The sequence below is a fragment of the Saccharothrix sp. 6-C genome (genome assembly GCF_016695385.1).
GTDB lineage: Bacteria > Actinomycetota > Actinomycetes > Mycobacteriales > Pseudonocardiaceae > Actinosynnema > Actinosynnema texasense.
Window position 1 is genome coordinate 5,847,875 of the sequence record NZ_CP064192.1, and the last position, 20,625, is coordinate 5,868,499.

The window sequence follows — 20,625 nt, forward strand, 5'->3', positions numbered from 1 at the left end:
GAGGTCAGACCTGGTGGAACGAGCTGCCGTAGAACAGCAGCGCCGACGCGTCCGCGCCGCGACTGGACCTCAGCACCTGACCGACGAAGATCGTGTGGTCCCCGCCGTCGTAGAACTGCACCAGCTCGCACTCCAGCCAGGCCAGCGAACCGTTCAGCAGCGGCGCGCCGCTGTGCGGTCCCTCGATCCAGTCGACCGCGTCGAACTGCTCCGGCCCGAGCGGCCGGCGCTTGTCGGCGAAGTACTTCGCGGTGTCCCGCTGGTCGGCGCCCATGATCGACACGCCGAACCGCTTGGTGTTGGCGATGGCGTCGTGCATGACCGCCGAGTGGGCGATGCAGGCCAGCACGAGCGGCGGGTCGAGCGACACCGAGGTGAACGCGTTCGCCGTCATGCCGTGGGCGTGCTCGCCGCCGACGGTCAGCACCGTGACCCCGGTCGCGAACAGGGACATCGCGTCCCGCAGCGTGGTCTCCTCCATCGTGGGCGCCGACTCGTACATGTCCCTCATCCCCCCAGCCCGGCGCGGGCGAGCACCGGGGCCTCGGCGTAGGGCGCGAGCGCCTTCCGCAGGTCTTCGGGCACCCGGGAGGGCACCGTGTTGGTGTTCGGGCCGCGCATGCACGCGATCCGCTGCCGTCCCTTGGCGACCAGGACCTCCTGGCCGGCGGTGACCTTGACGTAGTCGAAGCTGAACTGGATCTGCGTCTGGGTCAGCTCCTCCAGCCGCATCCGCACCGACAGGTCGTCGAAGAGGGTGATCTCGGAGAAGAACTCGCACTCCACCTTGAGGGTGAACAGCTTGAGGTCGTCCTGGAGGTCCTTCAGCACGCTCGGCGCCTTCTCCTTCAGGAACATCTCCCGGCACCGCCCCTGCCACCGCAGGTAGTTCACGTAGTACACGTTGCCGACGAGGTTGGTCTCCTCGAAGCCGACCGTGTGGCGGATCTCGTAGTAGTCGGTCATGTCAGCCCTCCTTGCCCACGAGCACCGCGAACACCACCGGCTCGGCCCGGTCGACGACGGTGGTCACCCAGGTGGCGACCTTGGCGTCGCCGGTCGACAGCACGGCCCAGCCGTCCGGGTGGACCCGGTCGACGGTCAGCGCCTGCGTGGTGGAACCGGTCTTGCGCAGGCACTCCAGGGCACTCCACACGCGGGTGCCGGCGATGGCCGCCGTCTCGCCCACCTCGGAGGCGAGCAGGTCGCGCACGGCGATCAGGTCGTCGCCGAGCAGCCCCGCCCAGTCCTCTTCGGACCGGCCGACGGCCTCCTCGACGTCCACGCCGAGCGTGCCGCCCGGCGCCGCCGCGGCGAACGTGACGCCCGCGCTGTGCGAAGCGGACACCTCGGCCCCGTCGACCTCGGGCTTGCCGTCGGGGCGGTAGCGCACCTCGACGGGGCGGTCCAGCGCCCGGCTGAGCGCGAGCGCGGTCTGCGCCCGGTGCTCCGGCGAGGTGTCGGTCGGGTCGGGCTCGACCACGATCGCGCGGCTGCCGCCCAGGACCCGCTCCAGCGAGCGCTCCAGGTAGGAGCCGAGCATGGTCGGCGTCCACGGTCCCGCGCCGTCGCGCTTGCGCACGGCCCGCAGCACCAGGCCCTCCCACCGCTCGACGAGCCGGCCCTCGGGGTCGCGCACGTCGAGGTCGTAGGTGTAGCTGTCGCCGTCCTGCGACCGCTCGCGGGCGTCCAGCACCACGTACTGGGCCAGCTGGTCGACCGGCGCGGCCAGGTAGAGCCGCTCCACGCTCTGCGGCAGCAGCGTGGCGTCGGGGACGCAGCACTGGATGGCGTGCATCATCACGTCCCGCGTGCCCGGGTCGGCCAGCATCCGGTCCTGCGGCAGGAACGGGGCGAACCAGGTGGCCACGGACGTCGTGGCGACCTCGGCCACCGCGTGCCGGGCGCTCGCCCGCCGGTAGCCCTGCAACCGCTGGAACCGCTTGCCCTGGAACAGGACGCTGCCGTACAGCTCGGTGACCGGGTCGACCGGCACCAGCGGCAGCACGGGGGCGCCGTCGACCACGTCGCCGGGGATCGCCGGCCGCGGGAACCGCAGCCGGGCCCGGAAGTGGTCGGCGGAGAACCCGGTGTCCTCGGCCCGGATCGCCACGTCCACCGTCTCGGCGTCGCGGGCGAGCGCGGCGATGCGCACCGTCAGCGAGCCCCCCGGCCGCACGACCACCGGCCGCAGGAACTCCACGTCCTCCAGCAGCGGCGGCGAGTCGTGCCCGGTGAGGGCGCTGGCCACCTGGGTCATCGCCTCCATGCCGATGACCGCCGGGAACAGCAGGTCGCCTTCGAGGAGGTGGTCGCCCAGGTACGGGTCGCTGCCGTCGGACAGGTCGGCCTCGGTGACCAGCTCCACCGCCGGGTAGTGGACCAGGACGCGGTCCACGAACCTGGCCAGCGGCAGCTCGGTGCGGGACATCTCCAGCGTGGGCAGGCCCGCCGCGCGGCCGGAGACCACGAGCACGGGGCCCGCGGTCGGGTCGGCCAGCACCTCGCGGAGCACCGCGATGCCCGCGTCGGTGGAGATCGGCGTGATGCCGTCGCGCATCAGCGCCTCGACCACGCCCAGCCGCTCGCCCATGCCGGCGCCGGACCAGACGGACCACTCCAGCGCCAGGACCCTGGCGCCGGGGTGCTTCACGCCGAAGTCGACGGTCAGCTCGCTCATCCAGTCGTTGGCGGTCGAGTAGTGCGCCTCGCCGCGCAGTCCCGCCCGGCCGATGATGCTGCCGAACGTGACCAGGAGCTTGATCCGGTCCTGGTCCACGGCGTCGAGCACCGCGGTGAGACCGGCGATCTTCGGCGCCAGCGTGGCGTGGAAGTCCTGTTCGGACAGTCCGGTCAGCGCCTTGGGCTCGTTGCGGCCCGCGCCGTGCAGCACGGCGGTCACCTCGCCCAGCTCGGCGCGGAACTTGGCGACCGCGACGGCGATCTGCTCGGCGGAGGTCACGTCGGCCCGCTCGTAGCGGTGCTTGATGCCCGCCGCGGTCATCCGGGCGAGGTTGGCCGCCAGCTCGGGGTCGGCGGCCGGGTCGGCCCGACCGATCAGCGCCAGGGACGCGCCCGAGTCGGTGGCCATCGCGATGGCGCACTCGGCCGTGATGCCCTTGCCGCCGCCGGTCACCAGCAGCACGTCGTCCGAGTCGAGCGGACTCCCTTCCGCAGGAGTGGGCGCCACCCGGCCGGACACCGCGCGCAGCACCGGCACGGTCCGCACGCCGTCGGCGTCGTACCGGACCTGCGAGAAGCCGGTCGTGGCCGCGACCTCGGCCGCCACCCGGCGCACCACGTCGGCCTCCGACCCGGTCAGCCCGGGCGCGAGGTCGACCAGGGTCACCGGGATGTGCGGCGCCTCCAGGTGCAGCGTGCGGGCCAGGCCCGACGCGCCCAGCTTGTGCTGCACGACCGCGAGCCTGCGGCCGGACGCCAGCACGTCGTGCGCGGCCTCGAGGAACAGGCCGACGTGCGCGTCGCCGCCCTCCGGCGGCAGCAGCAGGAGCACGCCGTCACCGGGCAGGCCGGCCTTCAGCGGCTCGGCCAGCGGGTGGCCTTCGGGGGCGTGCACGGTCCACTCCCCCACCGCCCCGGGTGTCGCCGCGACGAGCTCGCGCTCGACGTGCTCGACCAGGAACGGCCGCACCCACGGCGCGACGCCCGGCACCTCGCCGTTGTCGCGCTCGTCGGTGTGCGCCGTCTCGGCCAGGTTGTCGATCAGGTCGGCCAGCTCGCCCATCCGCACGGTGGCGAAGTTGGTCGTGCCCTCCAGGGCCGGGCGGCCGAGGCTGCGGGTGACCTCGTTGACCAGCTGGCCGACCGTGATGGAGCTCAGGTGCAGGTCGTCCAGCGGGTGGGTGTCCGCGGTGATGGCGTCCAGCGGCAGCTCCACGCGCTGCGCGGCCAGGCGGCGCAGCAGTTCCAGCGTGGACTCGCCGTCGGAGCCGGCTGCCGTCTCGGGCTTGGCCGCCTTGGCCGCGGCGGAGGCGTTCCGCTCGGCCGAGCGCAGGCTCGAGTCCAGCGCGGGCGCCGTCTCGCAGGGGCTCGCCAGGAACGTCATCGTGCCGTCCAGCGGCAGGTCGCGCAGGACCCGGTCGCTGAACAGGACCTCGGTGCGGACCGGCGCGCCGAGCACGTGCGCGGCGGCGACGACGGTCAGCAGCGACGTGAGCGAGCCGCTGTCGGTGTCGACGGAGAGCACGGGCTTGTCGGGCGCGATCTCCTCCAGCAGGCCGGTGAGGACGCGGCCGGGGCCCACCTCGACGACCAGGTCGGTCACGGCGGCGGCCTTGGCGGCGGCCTCGTGGAACCGGACCGGGAGGGTGATCTGGTCGCGCAGCAGCTCGCGCAGGTCGGCACCCGCCTCCAGCACCTCGCCGGTGACGGTGGAGTGCACCGGGCGGATCAGCCGGCCGAAGTCGAAGTCGACCAGCCGCTCCGCCATGGCCGCCGACGCCGGCGACACCAGCGGCGAGTGGAACGCGTGGGAGACGTTGATGCGGGTCGCCTGCACGCCCTCGGCCCGGGCCACCGCGCACACCCGGTCCACGGCCTCGGCCGGGCCGGACAGCACGGTCTGCGCGGGGCCGTTGTACCCGGCGATGACGACGTCCTCGCCGGCCGCCAGCTCGAGCGCCCGCTCGGGCGTCGTGCCCAGGCCGGCCATCGCGCCGCCGCCCTTGCCGGCGCTCGCCATGACGCGACCGCGCTCGGCGGCCAGCGACAGCACCCGGTTGGCGCTGAGCGCGCCGCCCCAGTGCAGCGCGGACAGCTCGCCGAGGCTGTGCCCGACGGCCGTGTGCGCCTCGATGCCCAGCTCCCGCAGCACGTTCAGCGCGGCCAGCGAGCCGGCGACGATGCGCGGCTGCGCCACCTCGGTGGCGACCTGGTCGCCGTCGGTGGGCAGGCCGGCGGTCCGGAAGACCTCCTCGGCGACCGGGAAGCGGCGGCGGATGGCGCCGACCGCGCCCCGACCGGAGCCCTGGCCCGGGAACAGGAACGCCAGGCGCGGCGCCGTGGTCCGGTCGTCCAGGAACACGCCGTCGTTGGCGTCGAAGAGCGTGGCGCCCTCGCTCACCGCGACCATCAGCCGCTCGACCTTGCGCTCGGCCTCCTCGGGCGTGCGGGCCACGACGGCGCCGCGCAGCGAGGCGCCGCCCAGCCGGGCCGACAGCGCCGCCGCCAGGTCGCCCAGCTCGGCGAACGCCAGCTTCGGCAGCAGGGCGGCGACCTCGGCGACGCGGTCCTTCAGCGTCGTGCGGTCGGGCGCGTCGAACAGCAGCACCTCGGCGTCCTGGCGACCGGCGACCAGCGCCTTCGTGCGGACGTCGAGCTGCTCGCGGCGCGGCGCGTCGGGCGAGGCCTCCAGGGCGATGTGGGTGTTGATGCCGCCGAAGCCCATGGCCGACACGCCGGCGCGCACCGGCTGGTCGTCCGGCCACAGCTCGGCCTCCACCGGCACGTACATCACCGCGTCGTCGGCGGTCAGCTTCGGGTGCGGGTCGTAGTGGCCCGTGCCCGGCGGGATGACCTGGTGGTGCACGGCGAGGGCCGCCTTGATCAGTCCGGCGACCCCCGCCGCGGCCTTGGTGTGCCCGAAGTTGCCCTTGACGGTGCTCAGCGCGGCGGGCCGGGCGTTCGGGTCGGCGGTGCGGCGGGCCGAGGACAGCGCCTCGATCTCCGTCTCGTCGCCCAGCGCCGTGCCGGTACCGTGGCCCTCGAAGTAGGACACCGACTCCAGGCCGTAGCCCGCGCGGCCGTAGGCGCGGTGCAGGGCCAGGCGGTGGCCGTCGGCCTCGGGGCGGGTGATGCCGCCCTTGCCGTCCGACGAGACGCCCCAGCCGGCGATGGTCGCGTAGATCCGGGCGCCCTTGGCCAGGGCGTCCTCCTCGCGCATCAGCACGAGCGAGCCGGCGCCCTCGCCCGGCCAGAAGCCGTTGGAGTCCTTGTCGTAGACCTTCATCACGCGCTTGGCCAGCGCGCCGGTCTTGGCGAAGCCGATGACCTCGAACGGGTCGATCGACAGGTCGACACCGCCCGCGATGGCGACGTCCATGTCGCCCTCGACGAGCGACTTGGCGGCCGTGGCGACCGACAGCAACGACGAGGAGCACGCGCCGTCGACGGTGTAGCCGCCGCCGCGCAGGTCGAAGTAGTTGCAGATGCGGCCGGCGATGGTGTTGGCCAGACCACCCGCCAGGGTGTCCTCGTTGATCTCCGGGAACGGGGCCTTGTAGTCCACTTCCAGCTGGCTGAGGAAGCCCGCGATCTCGTCCTCGGGCCAGCCCTTGCCGGTCAGCGCCGCGGCGACGGTGCGCCGCACGTACGGCCAGCGCAGCCGCATGACGTTCGCCCGGGAGAACTCGCCGGTGAGGCTGTTGCCCAGCACCACTCCGGTCGTCCGCTTCGGCAGGCCCTCGCCGTCGGGGAAACCCGCGTCGGCCAGCGCCTGGGAGGTCACGTCGAGCGCCAGCCAGTGCGTCAGGTCGGTGGAGCGGAACGTGCTGCCCGCGACGCGGTAGCGAACGCGGTCGAACTCGAAGTCGCGCAGCACCGCCGCCTTCGTGGTGTAGAAGCGGTCCGGTGCTTCGGGGTCGGGGGAGTAGTAGTCCGCCTGGTTCATCCGCTCGTCGGGCAGCCTGCGGAAGGCCCGACGACCGGCCAGGACGTTCTCCCACAGTTCCCCGGTTGAACCGGCATCGGGGTAGCGCAGGCCGATGCCGACGATTGCGATCCGCTCACTGCTCATGCTTTCACCGTCTTTGAGGACATCGGGGGTTCTGGATGGTCCGAGAAATCTGCCGTGCACGGAAAGACAAAAACACCCGTGACACTTCGTAAATGTGCGCAACGTAAGACTGCACGACCGCCCGACGACACTGCTTCTCCGATTTTGCCCTGCTGACCTGCGCTTTTCCATAACAGCGTGATTTGAATTCCGCGGGTGACCGCCGGGTCACCCGCGGGCGCCGCCCGGCCGGACACCCGCGCGGCCCGCCGGCCCGGAGACCTGCGGACTCGGCTGATCGCGTCGCCGTATGCCACCCGACGTGGACCGTTCGGCCCACCAGGTGCGCACACCGGAAGAAGCACCCAAGACATAACGCTGGGATGCTTTGCGGGCCCCGAAACGACGCCGCGAAGGGGCGCACATCGGCCGATCGGCATTGCTCCGGAGAGGGAACACATGGCGCGCACCGGAACCAACAGACTCGTCCGGCGGGAGCCCGCGTCGACGACCGTGGCCACGTCGTCGTTCGTCAACGGCCACTTCCCGCGCAGGCGCGGGCTCATCCTCGTGCTCAGCTCGATCGCGGGCTTCCTGCTGACCGTGGTGTGGTCGGCGCAGTTCGTCGACTCGACCATCGGTGACAGCGTGGCCAACACCCTGCTCGGCCACGACGCCAAGGAGACCCCGATCCAGGGCATCGCGGCGGGCATCGCGTTCGCCTTCGTCAGCGGCATCGCGGGCACCTTCACCGCGTGCAACATCGCCGCGTTCGGCGCGGTCGCGCCGATGCTCGGCGCCTCCGGGTCGCGCTGGTCGAAGCTGGCCGCGACGCTCAAGCCGGTCGGGTGGCTGGCCGTCGGCATGATCCCGGTGTCCGCCCTCTACGGGGTGCTGGTCGGGATCGTCGGCACGAGGATGCCCCAGTTCGCCACCGCGGCGAACCAGCCCGGCACCCTGAGCAGCCGCAGCATCCAGTCGCTGATCGTGTTCGGCGTCATCGGGCTCGTCATGGTCTACCTGGGGCTCGCCGCGCTCGGCTACGTGCGCGACCCGTTCCGCAAGATCGCCAAGCGGTTCCCGAACGCCCCGATGGTGTTCATGGGCGTGCTGATCGCCGGGTTCCTCATCGGTCGCCCGTTCGGGCTGTTCCGGCAGATGTTCCGCGACGCGGCGGAGAGCCACAACCCCCTGTACGGCGCCGCGGCGTTCACCCTTCAGTCGGTAGGCAACATCGTCATCATGGCCCTACTGTTCCTCGCGCTGGCGTACTTCACCGGCGGCCGTCTGCAGCGGTGGCTCTCCGCGAAGCCGAGCCGGATCGCCGCTGTGACGGCGGCCGCGCTGATCATCGCCGGTGTCTTCACCTTCATGTACTGGGACATCAGGATGCTGGCGCGGCGGGAGATCATCCCGTGGTACCCGACCGCGCCTTGGGCCTGATCACGTCGAGGGGAACAAGCACACCATGGGCATACCGACCGAGCCGATCGGCAGCGTCCCGCGTCCCGCGGAGCTCCTCAAGGGCTTCCAGGACCACGCGGAGGGCCGCATCGACGCCGCTGCGCTGCGCGCGCTGACGGACCAGGCGTTGGCGGACACGGTCAGCCGGTTCGAGGCCACCGGTTCGCCGGTGGTCACCGACGGCGAGCAGGACAAGCCGAGCTTCCTGACCTACCCGGTGGCGGGCATCCCCGACCTGGCGGCGGGCGGCGCGGTCGTGCCGTTCGCCGACGGCCACACCCGTGAGCTGCCCGTGCTCACGAGCGGGCCGTTCCGCTACTCCGCGCACGCCGTGGACCTGCTGCGCGCCGCGCAGCAGCTCACGGCGCTGCCGGTGAAGCAGCCGGTGATCGCGCCGTCGGCGCTGGCCCTGCTCTACCCGGCCGACGGGATCGACGGCTACTCGCGCGACGAGTTCGTCGCGGACCTCGTCAACGAGACCGAGGCCGACATCCGCGCCTGCCTCGACGCGGGGGCGGCCGTGGTGCAGCTGGACTTCACCGAGGGGCGGCTGTCGCTCAAGCTCGACCCGTCGGGCGGGCTGCTGCGCGACTTCGTGGCGCTCAACAACGCGGTGCTGGACCGGTTCTCCGCCGAGGACCGGGCCAGGATCGGCCTGCACACGTGCCCCGGCGGCGACCAGGACTCCACGCACAGCGCGGACGTCGACTACGCCGACCTGCTGCCGGACCTGTTCCGGATCAAGGCGGGCCGGTTCTACGTGCAGCTGGCCAGCGAGCCCGACCGCCGTCGGGTGCTGGGGATCATCAAGGAGCACCTGCCCGCCGACGCGCGGGTCTTCATCGGCGTCACCGACCCGATCGACCCGCGGGTCGAGACGGCCGAGGAGGTGCGCGACCGCGTGCTGGAGGCGGCCGAGTTCCTCCCCGTCGACCGGCTGGGCACCTGCGACGACTGCGGTTTCGCCCCGTTCGCCGACGACACCTCCACCTCGCGCGACACGGCGTTCGCCAAGATCGCCGCGCGCGTCGAGGGCACCAGGCTCGCCGAGGCGGCCCTGGGGATCTGACCCGCTGTCCACCGACGCCGGGGCGGCCGCGAATTCGCGGCCGCCCCGGCGTCGTCGTGCCCGCGTCCTCTTGCGCGCCGACAACGCGGGAACAGCAACGTGCGAGAAGAGGAAAGCCGACCCGTAACGCTGTAATGCATAAATGCATTTCCCTTCGGGCCCGCAAGGCACGGAGGGAGTAGGCGGCGCGTCACCGGCGCCGAGACGATCGCAGGCGGGCGGCGTCGTGCCGCCCGGCCGAATCGCACGACGGGGGCGAGGATGACCAAGACCACTGGCCGCCTGGTGCGGCTGCCCGGACTGGTCCTGCGCTGCGCGTGGGTGGGCGCCATCGTGTTCTGCTACGGCCTGCTCATCGCCGGGTCGGCGGTCGGCGCGCGGTTCCGGCGCTCGAAGGACGGGCGCGGCCTGCGCGACGGCGACCGGTGGGTCCGGATGCTGACCCGCCTCGGGCCGTCCTACATCAAGATCGGCCAACTGCTGAGCACCCGGCGCGACCTGCTGCCGGAAGAGGTGACCACCCCGCTGGGCCGGCTCACCGACGGCGCCTCGCCCCCGCGCAGGCGGCGGATCGAGCGCGCCGTCCGGCACGCCTACCGCGACCGGCCGTGGCCGTTCCGGGAGTTCGACTGGGAACCGGTCGCCTCCGGCAGCATCGCGACGGTCCACGAAGCCGTGACGCTGGACGGCAGGCACGTCGCGGTCAAGGTGCGCCGTCCCGGCATCGAGCGCGTGATGTGGCAGGACTTCACCCTGACCTCCTCGGCGATGAGCCTGATGGGCATGCTGCCCAAGCTGCGCAAGATGCCGTTCAAGCTCATGCACGGGCAGGTCGGCGGCGCGATCCTGCGGCAGCTCGACTTCGCGGCCGAGGCGGCGTCGCTGACCGCGTTGCGGGCCAACCTGGAGGGCGGCTCCCGCACCGTGACCATCCCGGCGCCGCTGCCGGAGCTGTGCACGCCCGAGACCGTGGTCATGGAGTTCATCAGCGACCTCAGGCGGTTCGAGCCGGGCGAGCTGGACCTCGACACCAGGCGCTCGGTGCAGCGGGCCGTGCTCGGCACGGTCTACGAGATGCTGTTCATCGACGGCTTCGTGCACTGCGACCTGCACCCCGGCAACCTGTACTTCGACCTCAACGCCGACCTGGTGATGCTGGACGCCGGCTTCGTCATCCAACTGCCCGACCCGGTGCGCCGGTCGTTCGCGGACTTCTTCATCAACATGGCGATGGGCGACGGCTGGATGTGCGCCCAGATCGTCATCGAGAGCGCCGCCGAGATCGCCGACGACTGCGACCTGGAGGGCTTCCGCGCCGCGCTCGGCGAGCTGGTGGCGGAGACGTCGGGCGCGAAGTCCGGCGACTTCGACCTGGCCACCTTCGCCGGCCGGCTGTTCGACCTGCAACGCCGCTTCGGCCTGTTCCCCGCGCCGGAGTTCGCCTTCCCCCTGCTCTCGCTGCTGGTCATCGAGGGCATGATCAAGGGCTTCGACTCCGACCTCGACTTCCAGGCCGAGGCCATCCCGGTGCTGCGCCGCCGCAACATCCCTCGTGACGCCCCATCCGCTGTTGAAAGGTGAGTCGAGCATGGACGCAACCACCCACGTCCGGGTCCCGCTGGTCGACGAGGGTCAGGCCGAAGGCCGCCTCGCCGAGCTGTACGCCGACATCAAGAGCAACACCAACCTGCCGTTCGTGCCGGACATGTTCCGCCTGCTGTCCACCCGGCCGGACCTCCTCGAAGGGGTGGTCGCCGGCTACAAGGGCATGTTCATCACCGGCATCATGCCCCGGCAGACGCGCGAGCTGATCGCGGCGTGGACGTCGAAGGTCAACCAGTGCCCCTACTGCGTCGGCACGCACAACTTCTTCTTCCAGGCCTTCGGCGGCCCCCAGGAGACCGCGCAGGCCGTGGAGTCCGCCGAGTCCGTCGAGGACCTGCCGGTGGACGAGAAGCACAAGGTCCTGCTGCGCCTGCTCACCAAGCTCAGCAAGGAGGCGTACAAGATCACCGACGTCGACTGGAAGCTGGCCACCGACGCCGGCTGGACGTCGGAGGAGCTGCTGGAGGGCTTCTTCATCGCCGGCATGTTCAACTTCATCACCCGCATGGTCGACGGGCTGGGCCTGGGCTTCTCGGTGGCGGCGAGCCGGGTGTCGCAGCAGGAGGTCCCGACCGGAGGCGACGCGTGACGGCGTCCCGCGCGGTCCTCATCACCGGCGTCAACTCCTCGGGCGGGCTCTCCTCCGGCACCGGCCGCGCCACCGCGCTGCGCCTGCACCGCGCCGGCTGGCCGGTGTACGCCACCGGGCGCGACCTCGACGGGCTGAAGGACCTCGCCGAGGAGGGCATCACCACGCTCCAGGTGGACGTCACCGACGAGGAGTCGATGGTGGCCGCGGTGGAGCGGATCACCGAGGACCACGGCGCGGTCGGGGTCCTGGTGAACAACGCCGCCTACAGCCTCAACGGCACGATCGGCGAGACGCCGATCGACCAGGTGCGCCGGCAGTTCGAGACGAACTTCTTCGGGCTGTCCCGGATGACGCAGCTGGTGCTGCCCGGCATGCGCGAGCAGCGCTCCGGCCGGATCATCATGATGTCGTCGATCTTCGGCCTGTTCGCCACCCCCGGCCGCGGCTACTACCAGGCGACCAAGCACGCCCTGGAGGCCATCAGCGACTCGCTGCGGCTGGAGGTGAAGCCGTGGGACATCAAGGTGTCGATCATCGAGCCGTCGCCGATCCTCGGCTCGTTCGTGCCGACCACGGTCGGCGACCTCGGGCTGGACACCGACAGCGACCTGTACGCCGACTTCTGGGAGCGCTTCGTCGTCTGGCACGGCGCCTACCGCGAGGTCGACAAGCCCAAGGGCCGCGGTCGCACGGCGGTGCGCTCCGGCAAGGTCGCGGAGACCATCGAGAAGGCCATCACGGACCCCAACCCGAGGATCCGCTACCGGCTCGGCCTGCCGACCCACCTGCTCAAGCCGCAGCGCGCGATCTTCGGCGACCGGGCCTGGGAGGTGTTCGTCACCAAGTTCTTCCCGCAGCCGTGACGACTGCACCGCACGACGGAAGCGGCTCCGGACCTTCTCGGTCCGGAGCCGCTTCCGTCGTGGGGGTCTCAGCCCTCACGCAACCAGGCCGCCATCCGCTCCCCGATCATGATCGAGGTCAGGTTGGTGTTGGCGCGCACCGTGCTCGGCATGATGGACGAGTCGGCGACGTACAGGGACTCGGTGCCGTGCACCGCGCCCCGCTCGTCCACGACCGAGTCCGGGTCCGAGGCCGGTCCCATCCGGACCGTGCCGACCGGGTGGTAGGCGCTGTCCAGACTGGTCTTCACGTACTGCCGCACCATGTCGTCGTTGTCGATCATGGCGTCCCGCAGCACCACGAAGCCCTGGCCGAGCTTCATGATGTCCGGGTGGTGCGCCAGCTTCCACGCCGTGCGGACGCCGTCGACGAGGATGTCCATCTCGCGCTCGTCGTCGAGGAAGTTCAGCACGATCGTCGGCTGGGCCGCGGGGTCGGCGGAGGGCAGCGTGATCCGGCCGCGGGAACCGGGGCGCTGCGACACCACCATCACGCCGAGGATCTCGGTGGCGCCCGCCAGCATCTGCAACTCCGGGAAGTGCGCCAGCGAGAAGTGGTTGACCATGTAGTACTGGAGGTCGTTGAACTCGCCGGTCACCGGGGACGTGGTGCGCAGGATCTGCTGGAGGAACGCCTCGGTCGGGTCGATCACCCCCGGCTGCGGCACCAGGAACGCGCCGGTCCGCTGGTGGTCGACCAGGTTGCCGCCGACGCCCGACAGGTCCGCGCGGACGTCGATGCCCAGCCGGCGCAGGTCCTCGGCCGGGCCGATGCCGGAGCGCAGCAGGATCATCGGCGACGCGACCGCGCCGCTGGCCAGGATGACCCGGCGGCCCTCGACGAGCTCGTAGGAGCCGCCCTTCGCCGCCGCCATGACCCCGATCGCCTTCGCGCCGTCGAACACCACCCGGTCGACCGACGTCTCGGCCCTGATCTCCAGGTTCGGCCGCTGCCGGATCAACCGCAGGTACGTCGTGCCGGTGGTGGCCCGGTGCACCGGGTCGTGCCGGGTGGACGGGATCGAGCCGACACCGGTCGCGTCGGGGTGGTTGTGGTCCTTGACCTCCGGGAAACCCGCCGCCAGGCAGGCCTCGACGAACGCCGTCTGCCCCGGCGACAGCTCCTCCGGCCGCCACCGGCGGATCGGCATCGGCCCGCCGCCGCCGTGGAACTCGCTGTCGCCGAAGTCGTAGTCGTTCTCCAGCTTGCGGAAGTACGGCAGCACCTCCTCGTAGGACCACCCGGGGTTCCCGGCGGCGGCCCAGTCGTCGTAGTCCTCCGCGACACCGCGCAGACCCACCGTCGCGCCGACCGCCGACGAGCCGCCGGCGAGCTTGCCGCGGGGGAAGCGGATCCGGCGACCGTCGTGGACGTCCGCCCGGAAGGTCCAGTCATTGCCGTCGAACGACATGGCGCGGCCGTAGAAGATCTCCTCCGGCAGATCCTCCGGCTCGACGTAGTCCGGGCCGCCCTCCAGGAGCAGCACGCGTCGCGCGGGATCCTCGGTCAGCCGGGCCGCGAGCGCCGCACCGGCCGACCCGGCGCCGACGATGATGTCGTCATATTGAGCCGTCATGAGCAGTCCTCGAAAGATTGGGCGCTTCGGGCGCAGGGTTCTGCGACCCGCCCGCCGAGCCTCGCACCGGCCGCGATGACCTTGCTACTCGCGCGTTGCCCGGCGTGCGCGCCGCCGTCGACCCCGTCCGACCGAGTAGAGGAACACTCGGTTTCACCGGTCGAAAAGCGCCCGAGAATGCGTCTCGCACCGGAAATGCCGCACCGGCCGCCGCCTTCTCCGATCATGCCGACTTCGCTGGCCACGGTGCCCGCGGAGGGGCTCGGCGGGCACGCTGGGAGTAGGCATCCGGGCGCGGTTGCGCCGACCATTTCAACCAAGTCCGAAACGCCGCGGCCACCCGTGGCGGGACGAAGGGAGCGAACATTGTCCAGCTCTTGGGGCGCGCTCAGGCGTCGCATCCTGACTCCCAACATCTCGGCGACGAAACTGTCGGTGCGCGGCTTCCACTACAAGGACGAGACCGCGCGGGAACTGCTGGAAACGGTCGGCCGGTCCTTCCTGGAGGGCTACGGCTACGCCGCCGAGTCGCGTGAGCCGCTCGAGGCCGAGCAGAAGCTCGAGAAGATGCCGTACAAGTTCCGCGGCTTCGCCTACGAGGGCGCCGGGATGGGCTTCGCGGTGCGCGACGCGCTCCCGTTCGGCCGGGGCGGGCGGACCGGGCGGTTCCTCCAGGGGCGGGCCAGGAACCACGACTACATGGTCCTCGTCGGCGTCGGCTGGGCGATGGCCCGGGTGCCGAGGTCGCGCTGGTCCAAGCTCGGGTTGGACGACCCGCTGCTGCGCTGGCTCGCGCTCGACGGCTACGGCTTCCACCAGGCGTACTTCCACACCGAGAAGTACGTGCGCGAGCAGTACCGCGAGCCGGCCTTCCCGTGGCCGACCGACGGCTCCAGCTGGTACTCGCCGCGCGGCATCGACCAGGGCATCGGCCGGGCGCTGTGGTTCGTCGGCGGCGCCGAGCCGAAGGTCGTGGCCGACCTGATCGAGTCGTTCGCCGAGGAGCGCCACGCCGACCTGTACGCGGGCTCGGGGCTGGCGGCCACCTACGCGGGCGGCCTGCCCGAGAGCGAGCTGCGCTGGTACGCCGACCGGGTCGGCCCCTACCTGCCCAACGTCGCGCAGGGCAGCGCGTTCGCCGCCACCGCGCGGGTGGACCAGGGCCTCGTCGTCGACCACACCGGTGTGGCGACCAAGGTCTTCTGCGACATGACGCCCGACGAGGCGGCGAAGCTGTGCCACGACACCCGGCCGCCGGCGGTCGCCGAACTGCCCGAGCAGCCCGGGATCCCGGCCTTCGAGGTGTGGCGCAGGCGCATCACCGCGACGTTCACGACCGATGCGGATGTGACGACATGACGACGACCGACACGGCGGGCGCGCGACGGGCCGTGCCCGGACCGCCGCGCAGCGAGACGCTGAGCCTGCTGGCCAGGATGGCGCGGGACCGGCTCTCGGTGATGACCGGCGTGTCCCAGCAGTACGGCGACGCGGTCCGGCTGCGGCTCGGCCCGAAGTCGATGTACTTCTTCAACCACCCCGACCACGCCAAGTACGTGCTCGCCGACAACCCCGGCAACTTCGTCAAGGGCATCGGCCTGGTGCACGCCCGCCGCGCGCTCGGCGACGGCCTGCTCACCAGCGAGGGCGAGCTGTGGAAGGCGCAGCGCAAGACGATCCAGCCGGTCTTCCAGGCCAAGCGGATCGCGGGCAAGGCCGACGTGATCGCGCAGGAGGCCGCGGGCCTGGTCGCCAAGCTGCGCGGGCACCGCGGCGGTCAGCCGATCGACATCAGCGAGGAGATGACCGGGCTGACGCTCGGCGTGCTCGGCCGCGCCCTGCTCGACGCCGACCTCGGCGCGTTCGAGTCCATCGGGCACTCGTTCGAGGCGGTCCAGAACCAGGCGATGTTCGAGATGATGTCGTTGAGCACGGTGCCGCACTGGGTGCCGCTGCCCATCCAGCGGCGCTTCCACCGCGCCAGGGCCGACCTGGACCGCATCGTCGCCCAGCTCGTCGAGGAGCGCCGGGCGAACCCGACCGCCGACGGCGACGACATCCTGTCCCGGCTGGTCGAGGCGACCAGGAACGAACCCGACCCGGTGGTCGCGCACCAGCGGGTGCGCGACGAGATGGTGACGCTGCTGCTGGCCGGGCACGAGACCACCGCGAGCACGCTCAGCTGGACGTTCTACCTGGCCGACAAGCACCCCGAGGTGTGGGAGCGGATGCACGCCGAGGCCGTCGAGGTGCTGGGCGACCGGCAGCCGACGTTCCAGGACATCCCCCGCCTGAGGTACACCACCCAGGTGATCCAGGAGGTCATGCGGCTCTACCCGCCGGTGTGGATCCTGCCGCGGGTGACGCGCGAGGAGGACGTGATCGGCGGGTACCACGTGCCGGCCGGCGCGGACGTGCTGCTCTGCCCGTACACCCTGCACCGGCACCCCGGTTTCTGGGACGAGCCCGACACGTTCGACCCGGACCGGTTCTCGCCCGGCCGGTCGTCCGGCCGGTCGCGGTACGCCTACATCCCGTTCGGCGCCGGCCCGCGCGTGTGCGTGGGCAGCGGCCTCGGGATGATGGAGGCGACGATCGTGGCCGCCAGCGTGGTGCGCGAGCTGCGACTGTCCACTGTGCCCGGTTACGACGTGCGCGGCGAGCCGATGCTGACGCTGCGCGTGCGCGGCGGGCTGCCGATGACCGTGCGGTCGGCCGCGTGAGGCGGGAGCCGGCGCCCCGGCCGGCCGGCGCCACGAGCCGCGGCGCCGCGTCCACCTGACACGGAGCCCGGCCGGGAGGCGGGAATCACCGGTGGGTGCCCGGAGTGCGCGCGCAGCGCCGGACGGCCGAACCGGGTCGTGGCACCTTACCAGCGGCGGAAGTTTCAATTACGCTGTGATTCTTCTTTCTCCCGATCCCTGAAGCGCCGGCGGAGGAACCGATTCCCATGCGACCAACACTGGTACAGGCCGGCTTGCGCGGGCTCTCCACCGCGCAGGTGCGGCAGGTGCGCGCAGTGCGTTACGGCGCGGCCGAGCAGGACGTGGCCCGGGTCTACCGGGAGCTCGAACGCGACTTCGGCGTGCTCGCGCCGCCGATCGCGCTGCACGCGTCGTCACCCGACGTGCTGGCGGCGGCCTGGTTGATGCTGCGCGAGACGCTGCTCGTGCCCGGCACGGCGTCGAGGGCGCACAAGGAGGCCGTCTCCACCGCCGTCTCCGAGACCAACAACTGCCCGTTCTGCGTCTCGATGCACTCGTCGATGCTGATCGACCTGGTGGGCTACCGCGACGGCGCCATCCCGGACCCCGGGACCCGTGCGGTCGCCGAGTGGGCGACCGCGAACGCCACCCCGGACGGGGCGGCCGGGCACCCGGTGCCGTTCCCGGCCTCGCAGGGCCCCGAGATGATCGGCACGGCGGTGATACTGCAGTACCTCAACCGGATGGTGAACATCTTCCTCGGCGAGCTGCCGCTGCCGCCGGGGGCGCCGGCCGCGTCGATGACCGTCGTGCGCCGGGTGCTGGTGTGGCTGATCAAGTCGGCCGAGCGGCGCGGACCGCGGCCGGGCGCCTCGTTCGACCTGCTGCCGGACGCGCCGCTGCCGGAGGACATGAAGTGGGCCGAGGGGCACGCCGCGATCGCCGGCGCGTACGCGCGTGCCGCGGCCGCCGTCGACGAGGCCGGTCGCCGGTCGGTGCCGGCCGAGGTGCGCTCGCTCGTGCTGGAGCACCTGGCGCGCTGGGACGGCAAGCCGATGGGCGTGAGCCGCGCGTGGGTGGAGGACGCGATCGCCGGGCTGCCGGAGGACCAGCGGGACGCCGGGCGACTGGCCCTGCTGACCGCGTTGGCGTCCTACCAGATCGACCAGTCGGTGCTCGACCGCTTCCGCGCGGGGCGGCCGGACGACGGGTCGCTGATCGACCTGACGTCGTGGTCGAGCCTGGCCGCGGCGCGGCGCGTGGGCAGCTGGATGACGTTCCGCGCGCAGGACGAAGCCCTGCCGCCGGCGGCGAGCTCGACGCACGAGTGACGGGAGTCCGCCGGCGGCTCCGGCCCGACACCGGGAGCCGCCGGCGCCGCCACGTCCGGCGTCCGGCGGCATCGCGCCGGGAAAGCGTTGCGGCAACGGGGATCGCGGGCGGCGGTCAGCTCCGGTGCCGCTCGTCGGGCGGGGCGGCCAGCGCCGAGCCGAACCGGTCGACCACGACCAGCAGGAGCACGGCGGCCAGCAGACCCGCGCCCGCGCCGATCCACGCCCCCACCAGCCGACCCACCCGCCAGCCGATCGCGCCGCCCGCCCCCACGAGCACGAGCAGCGCGGCCACCGCGGCCGGCCCGACCACCCACTTCCACGAGCCGGCGCGACGCACCAGGCACCTCCGGTCAGCGGGCCCGCGCGTCGAGGGGCGTCGCGCGGCCCAGCGGCGTCCGGGCGGCCGGCACGGCCAGGTCGACGTCCGGCGCTTCGCGGGTGTCCAGTTCGGGCAGCGCGAGCAGGATCGGCAGGTCCAGCGTGGACGCCGACCTGGTCTCGATGTCCGCCTCCGCGGTCCGGCCCGCCCGCACGGAGCCCGCCTCGGCGGCGCCGACGAACAACGGCCGCCGCTTGGACGGGTTGGGGTCGAGGTCGTCGACCGCGACCACCGCGACCCGGAGGTAGAACCGGCCCTCCGGCAGCGCTTCGAGCCGGTAGGGCCCCGAGCCGTCGCGGATGTCGCACGCGACCGGGACGCCCTGGGCGATCGGGTCCTTGAACGCGCCGACGTACACGCGCACGGGCGTCGAGGTCTCCGGCACGCCGACCCACCCGGCCACCGCGCCCGCCTGGGTGCCGCGCGCCGGTCCGGAGAACGACGACGGCGACAGGATGCCGCCGTAGGACAGCGCGCGGTAGCGGGCGGGCGGGACGCCGACGCTGCGGGTGAAGCGGCTGGTGAACGTGCCGAGGCTGTTGTAGCCCACCATGTACGAGATCTCGGTGACGCTCAACGACGTCTCCAGCAGCAGCTGCTTGGCCTTGGTGAGCCGGATCGCGGTGAGGAACCGGCCCGGCGAGGTGCCGGTCAGCGTCCGGAACACCCGGGAGAAGTAGAACTTGCTCAATATCGCGGTGTCCGCCATGTCCGCCAGGGAAAGCGGCTCGTGGTACCGGCTCCACATCGTGTCGATCGCGCGCTCTACCGCAGTCTGCACAACGGTTCCTCCATTCCACTCGCTGAAGCGGTCACGGTGAGCACCCGCGCGGGCCCGGGGGTCCGTCCGAGGATGCTCCGCCGGTGTGGCGGGGTCTACTCCGCGCTTGCGGTGCGGCGTCGGCGGCAACGGCGGCTACCGCCGACCCGTGCCGACCGCGACCGCGACCGGTTCGGGCGTCCGCTCGCGCATCCGGACGCTGATCCGCAGGTGCTCCCCCGGGCCGGTGGCGATCACGTGGCCGATCCCGCCGGCGAACTCCAGGCCCGACCCCGACAGGCGCGGGTTGCCGGCGCGCAGCGCGACCGCGACGCACCGGGTGGCCGAGGCGCCGACGACGAGCTCGTGGTGCAGCGGGCCTTCGACGAGCGTGCTCGACGCGAACACGCTGCACGGGATCAGGTCGTCGATGAGACCCACCGTCACCTTCGACTCGTCGTCCCCCGCGGGGACCTCCAGCGTGCCGACGACCGAGCCGCTGCCGCCGAAGCGGGGCATCGGCATCGCGTCGAACACCGACGAGCCGGTCTCCAGCGGGTTGTCGAAGTCGGGCAGCGCGACGGCCGCGAGCAGGCCGCTCACCGCCGGGTTGCGGTACTGGGTCGGCGAGAGGCCCACCGCCCGGGTGAACCTGGTGGTGAACGTGCCCACGCTGCTGTACCCGATCGTGGCGACGATGTCCGCGACGTTCATCCACGTGGTCAGCAGCAGGCGTTTCGCCTCGAACAGCCGGACCGCGGTCAGGTATCGGCCCGGCGGCACGCCCACCGCGGCGTGGAACAGGCGGGAGAAATGAAATGGACTGACCAGTGCCGCGCCGGCCACATCGCGCAGGGTCAGTGGTTCGTAGTAGTGCGTGCGCATCAACGTGATGGCGCGCTGAACGGCATCATGCACGGTCGTTTCCCTTTCGGCCTGAATAGCGGTCGAATGATTCGCGGCACGGCGCCACGCGGCCGGACGTGCGACGCCCCGACGTCGTGCGGTCCGAGGTAGAGCCGCTGCGGCGCGGCGCGAACCTATCCACTCGCTTTATCGTGAATACGGCGGTTCCTACACGATGTGCCGATCTTCACCACCCCAGATGGCCTTTGCGCGAAGCCCCCAATAACTTCGCAACGGGAAGGACGCTAGCAGGCAGGGGTGGCGCTGGAAATTGCCCGAGAACCAGACCGCAATATGTGAGAGGACCCTGACCCGTTCCGCCCAACCGGTACGGCCGGGCAGGCGCACCCCGGTTCACCCGACCGCCGAGGCGGGTCGCCGGCCGTCACGAAGGGTGACAATTTACTCACCGGCTGTCCGAGGGACCTGATCCGACCACTCGGCGGCCCCTCCGAGGACCGCCCCGACCTCGGATCCGAGGGCCGAACCGAGCAGAGCTCGCAGGTCGGAAGGGCTGTCCGCGCCGATCCCGCACCGGGCACCCACGGTCACCGACCTGGGCGTCGCCCCCTCGGCGCGTCGACCGAACGGCCGGTGCG

Annotated in this window: 15 protein-coding genes; 8 read left to right on the forward strand and 7 right to left on the reverse strand. The window is 72.0% G+C overall.

What is annotated here, in order from left to right:
• Positions 1-4: 4 nt before the first annotated feature.
• The 3 genes from IOD16_RS24325 to IOD16_RS24335 are packed head-to-tail and all read right to left on the reverse strand — an operon-like array spanning position 5 to position 6,754.
• Positions 5-511 carry a flavin reductase family protein gene (locus IOD16_RS24325; RefSeq protein WP_123746757.1) on the reverse strand — a complete coding sequence of 169 codons (507 nt, stop codon included), beginning with the start codon at positions 509-511 and terminating at the stop codon, positions 5-7.
• On the reverse strand, positions 508-966 hold the full coding sequence (locus IOD16_RS24330) for an acyl-CoA thioesterase (RefSeq protein WP_123746756.1): 459 nt from the start codon (positions 964-966) through the stop codon (positions 508-510). The genes IOD16_RS24325 and IOD16_RS24330 overlap by 4 nt, the downstream gene beginning before the upstream one ends.
• A 1-nt stretch (position 967) precedes the next feature.
• Entirely contained in the window at positions 968-6,754 is a 5,787-nt protein-coding gene (locus IOD16_RS24335; RefSeq protein ID WP_201436298.1) for a type I polyketide synthase, read from the reverse strand.
• Between the two features lie 438 nt (positions 6,755-7,192).
• Between IOD16_RS24335 and IOD16_RS24340 the strand changes: the two genes are divergently transcribed.
• The 5 genes from IOD16_RS24340 (at position 7,193) to IOD16_RS24360 (ending at position 12,326) form a co-directional block, all read left to right on the forward strand.
• Entirely contained in the window at positions 7,193-8,176 is a 984-nt protein-coding gene (locus IOD16_RS24340; RefSeq protein ID WP_236594338.1) for a hypothetical protein, read from the forward strand.
• A 25-nt stretch (positions 8,177-8,201) separates the two neighbouring features.
• Positions 8,202-9,266, forward strand: coding sequence for a cobalamin-independent methionine synthase II family protein (locus IOD16_RS24345; RefSeq protein WP_201436299.1), 1,065 nt, complete (start codon positions 8,202-8,204; stop codon positions 9,264-9,266).
• A 261-nt stretch (positions 9,267-9,527) separates the two neighbouring features.
• The gene (locus IOD16_RS24350; protein WP_201436300.1) at positions 9,528-10,847 is read left to right on the forward strand and encodes an ABC1 kinase family protein; all 1,320 of its coding nucleotides are present in this window, start codon (positions 9,528-9,530) and stop codon (positions 10,845-10,847) included.
• A gap of 7 nt (positions 10,848-10,854) precedes the next feature.
• Complete coding sequence (locus tag IOD16_RS24355) at positions 10,855-11,460, forward strand: carboxymuconolactone decarboxylase family protein (protein ID WP_123746752.1); 606 nt, start codon at positions 10,855-10,857, stop codon at positions 11,458-11,460.
• The gene (locus IOD16_RS24360) at positions 11,457-12,326 is read left to right on the forward strand and encodes an SDR family oxidoreductase (protein ID WP_123746751.1); all 870 of its coding nucleotides are present in this window, start codon (positions 11,457-11,459) and stop codon (positions 12,324-12,326) included. Before IOD16_RS24355 ends, IOD16_RS24360 begins: the two co-directional genes overlap by 4 nt.
• A gap of 68 nt (positions 12,327-12,394) precedes the next feature.
• Here IOD16_RS24360 and IOD16_RS24365 read toward each other — a convergent pair whose 3' ends face one another.
• On the reverse strand, positions 12,395-13,942 hold the full coding sequence (locus IOD16_RS24365; protein WP_201436301.1) for a GMC family oxidoreductase: 1,548 nt from the start codon (positions 13,940-13,942) through the stop codon (positions 12,395-12,397).
• 366 nt (positions 13,943-14,308) lie between these two features.
• On the opposite strand from IOD16_RS24365, the gene IOD16_RS24370 reads away from it, so the two are divergent.
• From IOD16_RS24370 to IOD16_RS24380, 3 genes are all read left to right on the forward strand, one after another.
• Positions 14,309-15,301, forward strand: a complete 993-nt coding sequence (locus IOD16_RS24370) for a DUF1702 family protein (RefSeq protein WP_236594339.1) — start codon at positions 14,309-14,311, stop codon at positions 15,299-15,301.
• Positions 15,298-16,665 (forward strand): cytochrome P450, encoded by a 1,368-nt coding sequence (locus tag IOD16_RS24375; RefSeq protein WP_201436302.1) that lies wholly within the window; start codon positions 15,298-15,300, stop codon positions 16,663-16,665. The genes IOD16_RS24370 and IOD16_RS24375 overlap by 4 nt, the downstream gene beginning before the upstream one ends.
• A gap of 287 nt (positions 16,666-16,952) precedes the next feature.
• Positions 16,953-17,978 carry a carboxymuconolactone decarboxylase family protein gene (locus tag IOD16_RS24380; RefSeq protein ID WP_236594340.1) on the forward strand — a complete coding sequence of 342 codons (1,026 nt, stop codon included), beginning with the start codon at positions 16,953-16,955 and terminating at the stop codon, positions 17,976-17,978.
• A gap of 115 nt (positions 17,979-18,093) precedes the next feature.
• Here the strand turns inward: IOD16_RS24380 and IOD16_RS24385 are convergent, their stop codons facing one another.
• The 3 genes from IOD16_RS24385 to IOD16_RS24395 all read right to left on the reverse strand — a co-directional run bounded on the left by IOD16_RS24385 (position 18,094) and on the right by IOD16_RS24395 (position 20,038).
• The gene (locus IOD16_RS24385; protein WP_201436304.1) at positions 18,094-18,318 is read right to left on the reverse strand and encodes a hypothetical protein; all 225 of its coding nucleotides are present in this window, start codon (positions 18,316-18,318) and stop codon (positions 18,094-18,096) included.
• Positions 18,319-18,331: 13 nt separating this feature from the next.
• The gene (locus tag IOD16_RS24390; protein ID WP_201436305.1) at positions 18,332-19,141 is read right to left on the reverse strand and encodes a helix-turn-helix transcriptional regulator; all 810 of its coding nucleotides are present in this window, start codon (positions 19,139-19,141) and stop codon (positions 18,332-18,334) included.
• A 135-nt stretch (positions 19,142-19,276) separates the two neighbouring features.
• Positions 19,277-20,038: a helix-turn-helix domain-containing protein gene (locus IOD16_RS24395; protein WP_236594341.1), complete on the reverse strand. Its 762-nt coding sequence runs from the start codon at positions 20,036-20,038 to the stop codon at positions 19,277-19,279.
• Positions 20,039-20,625: the final 587 nt, after the last annotated feature.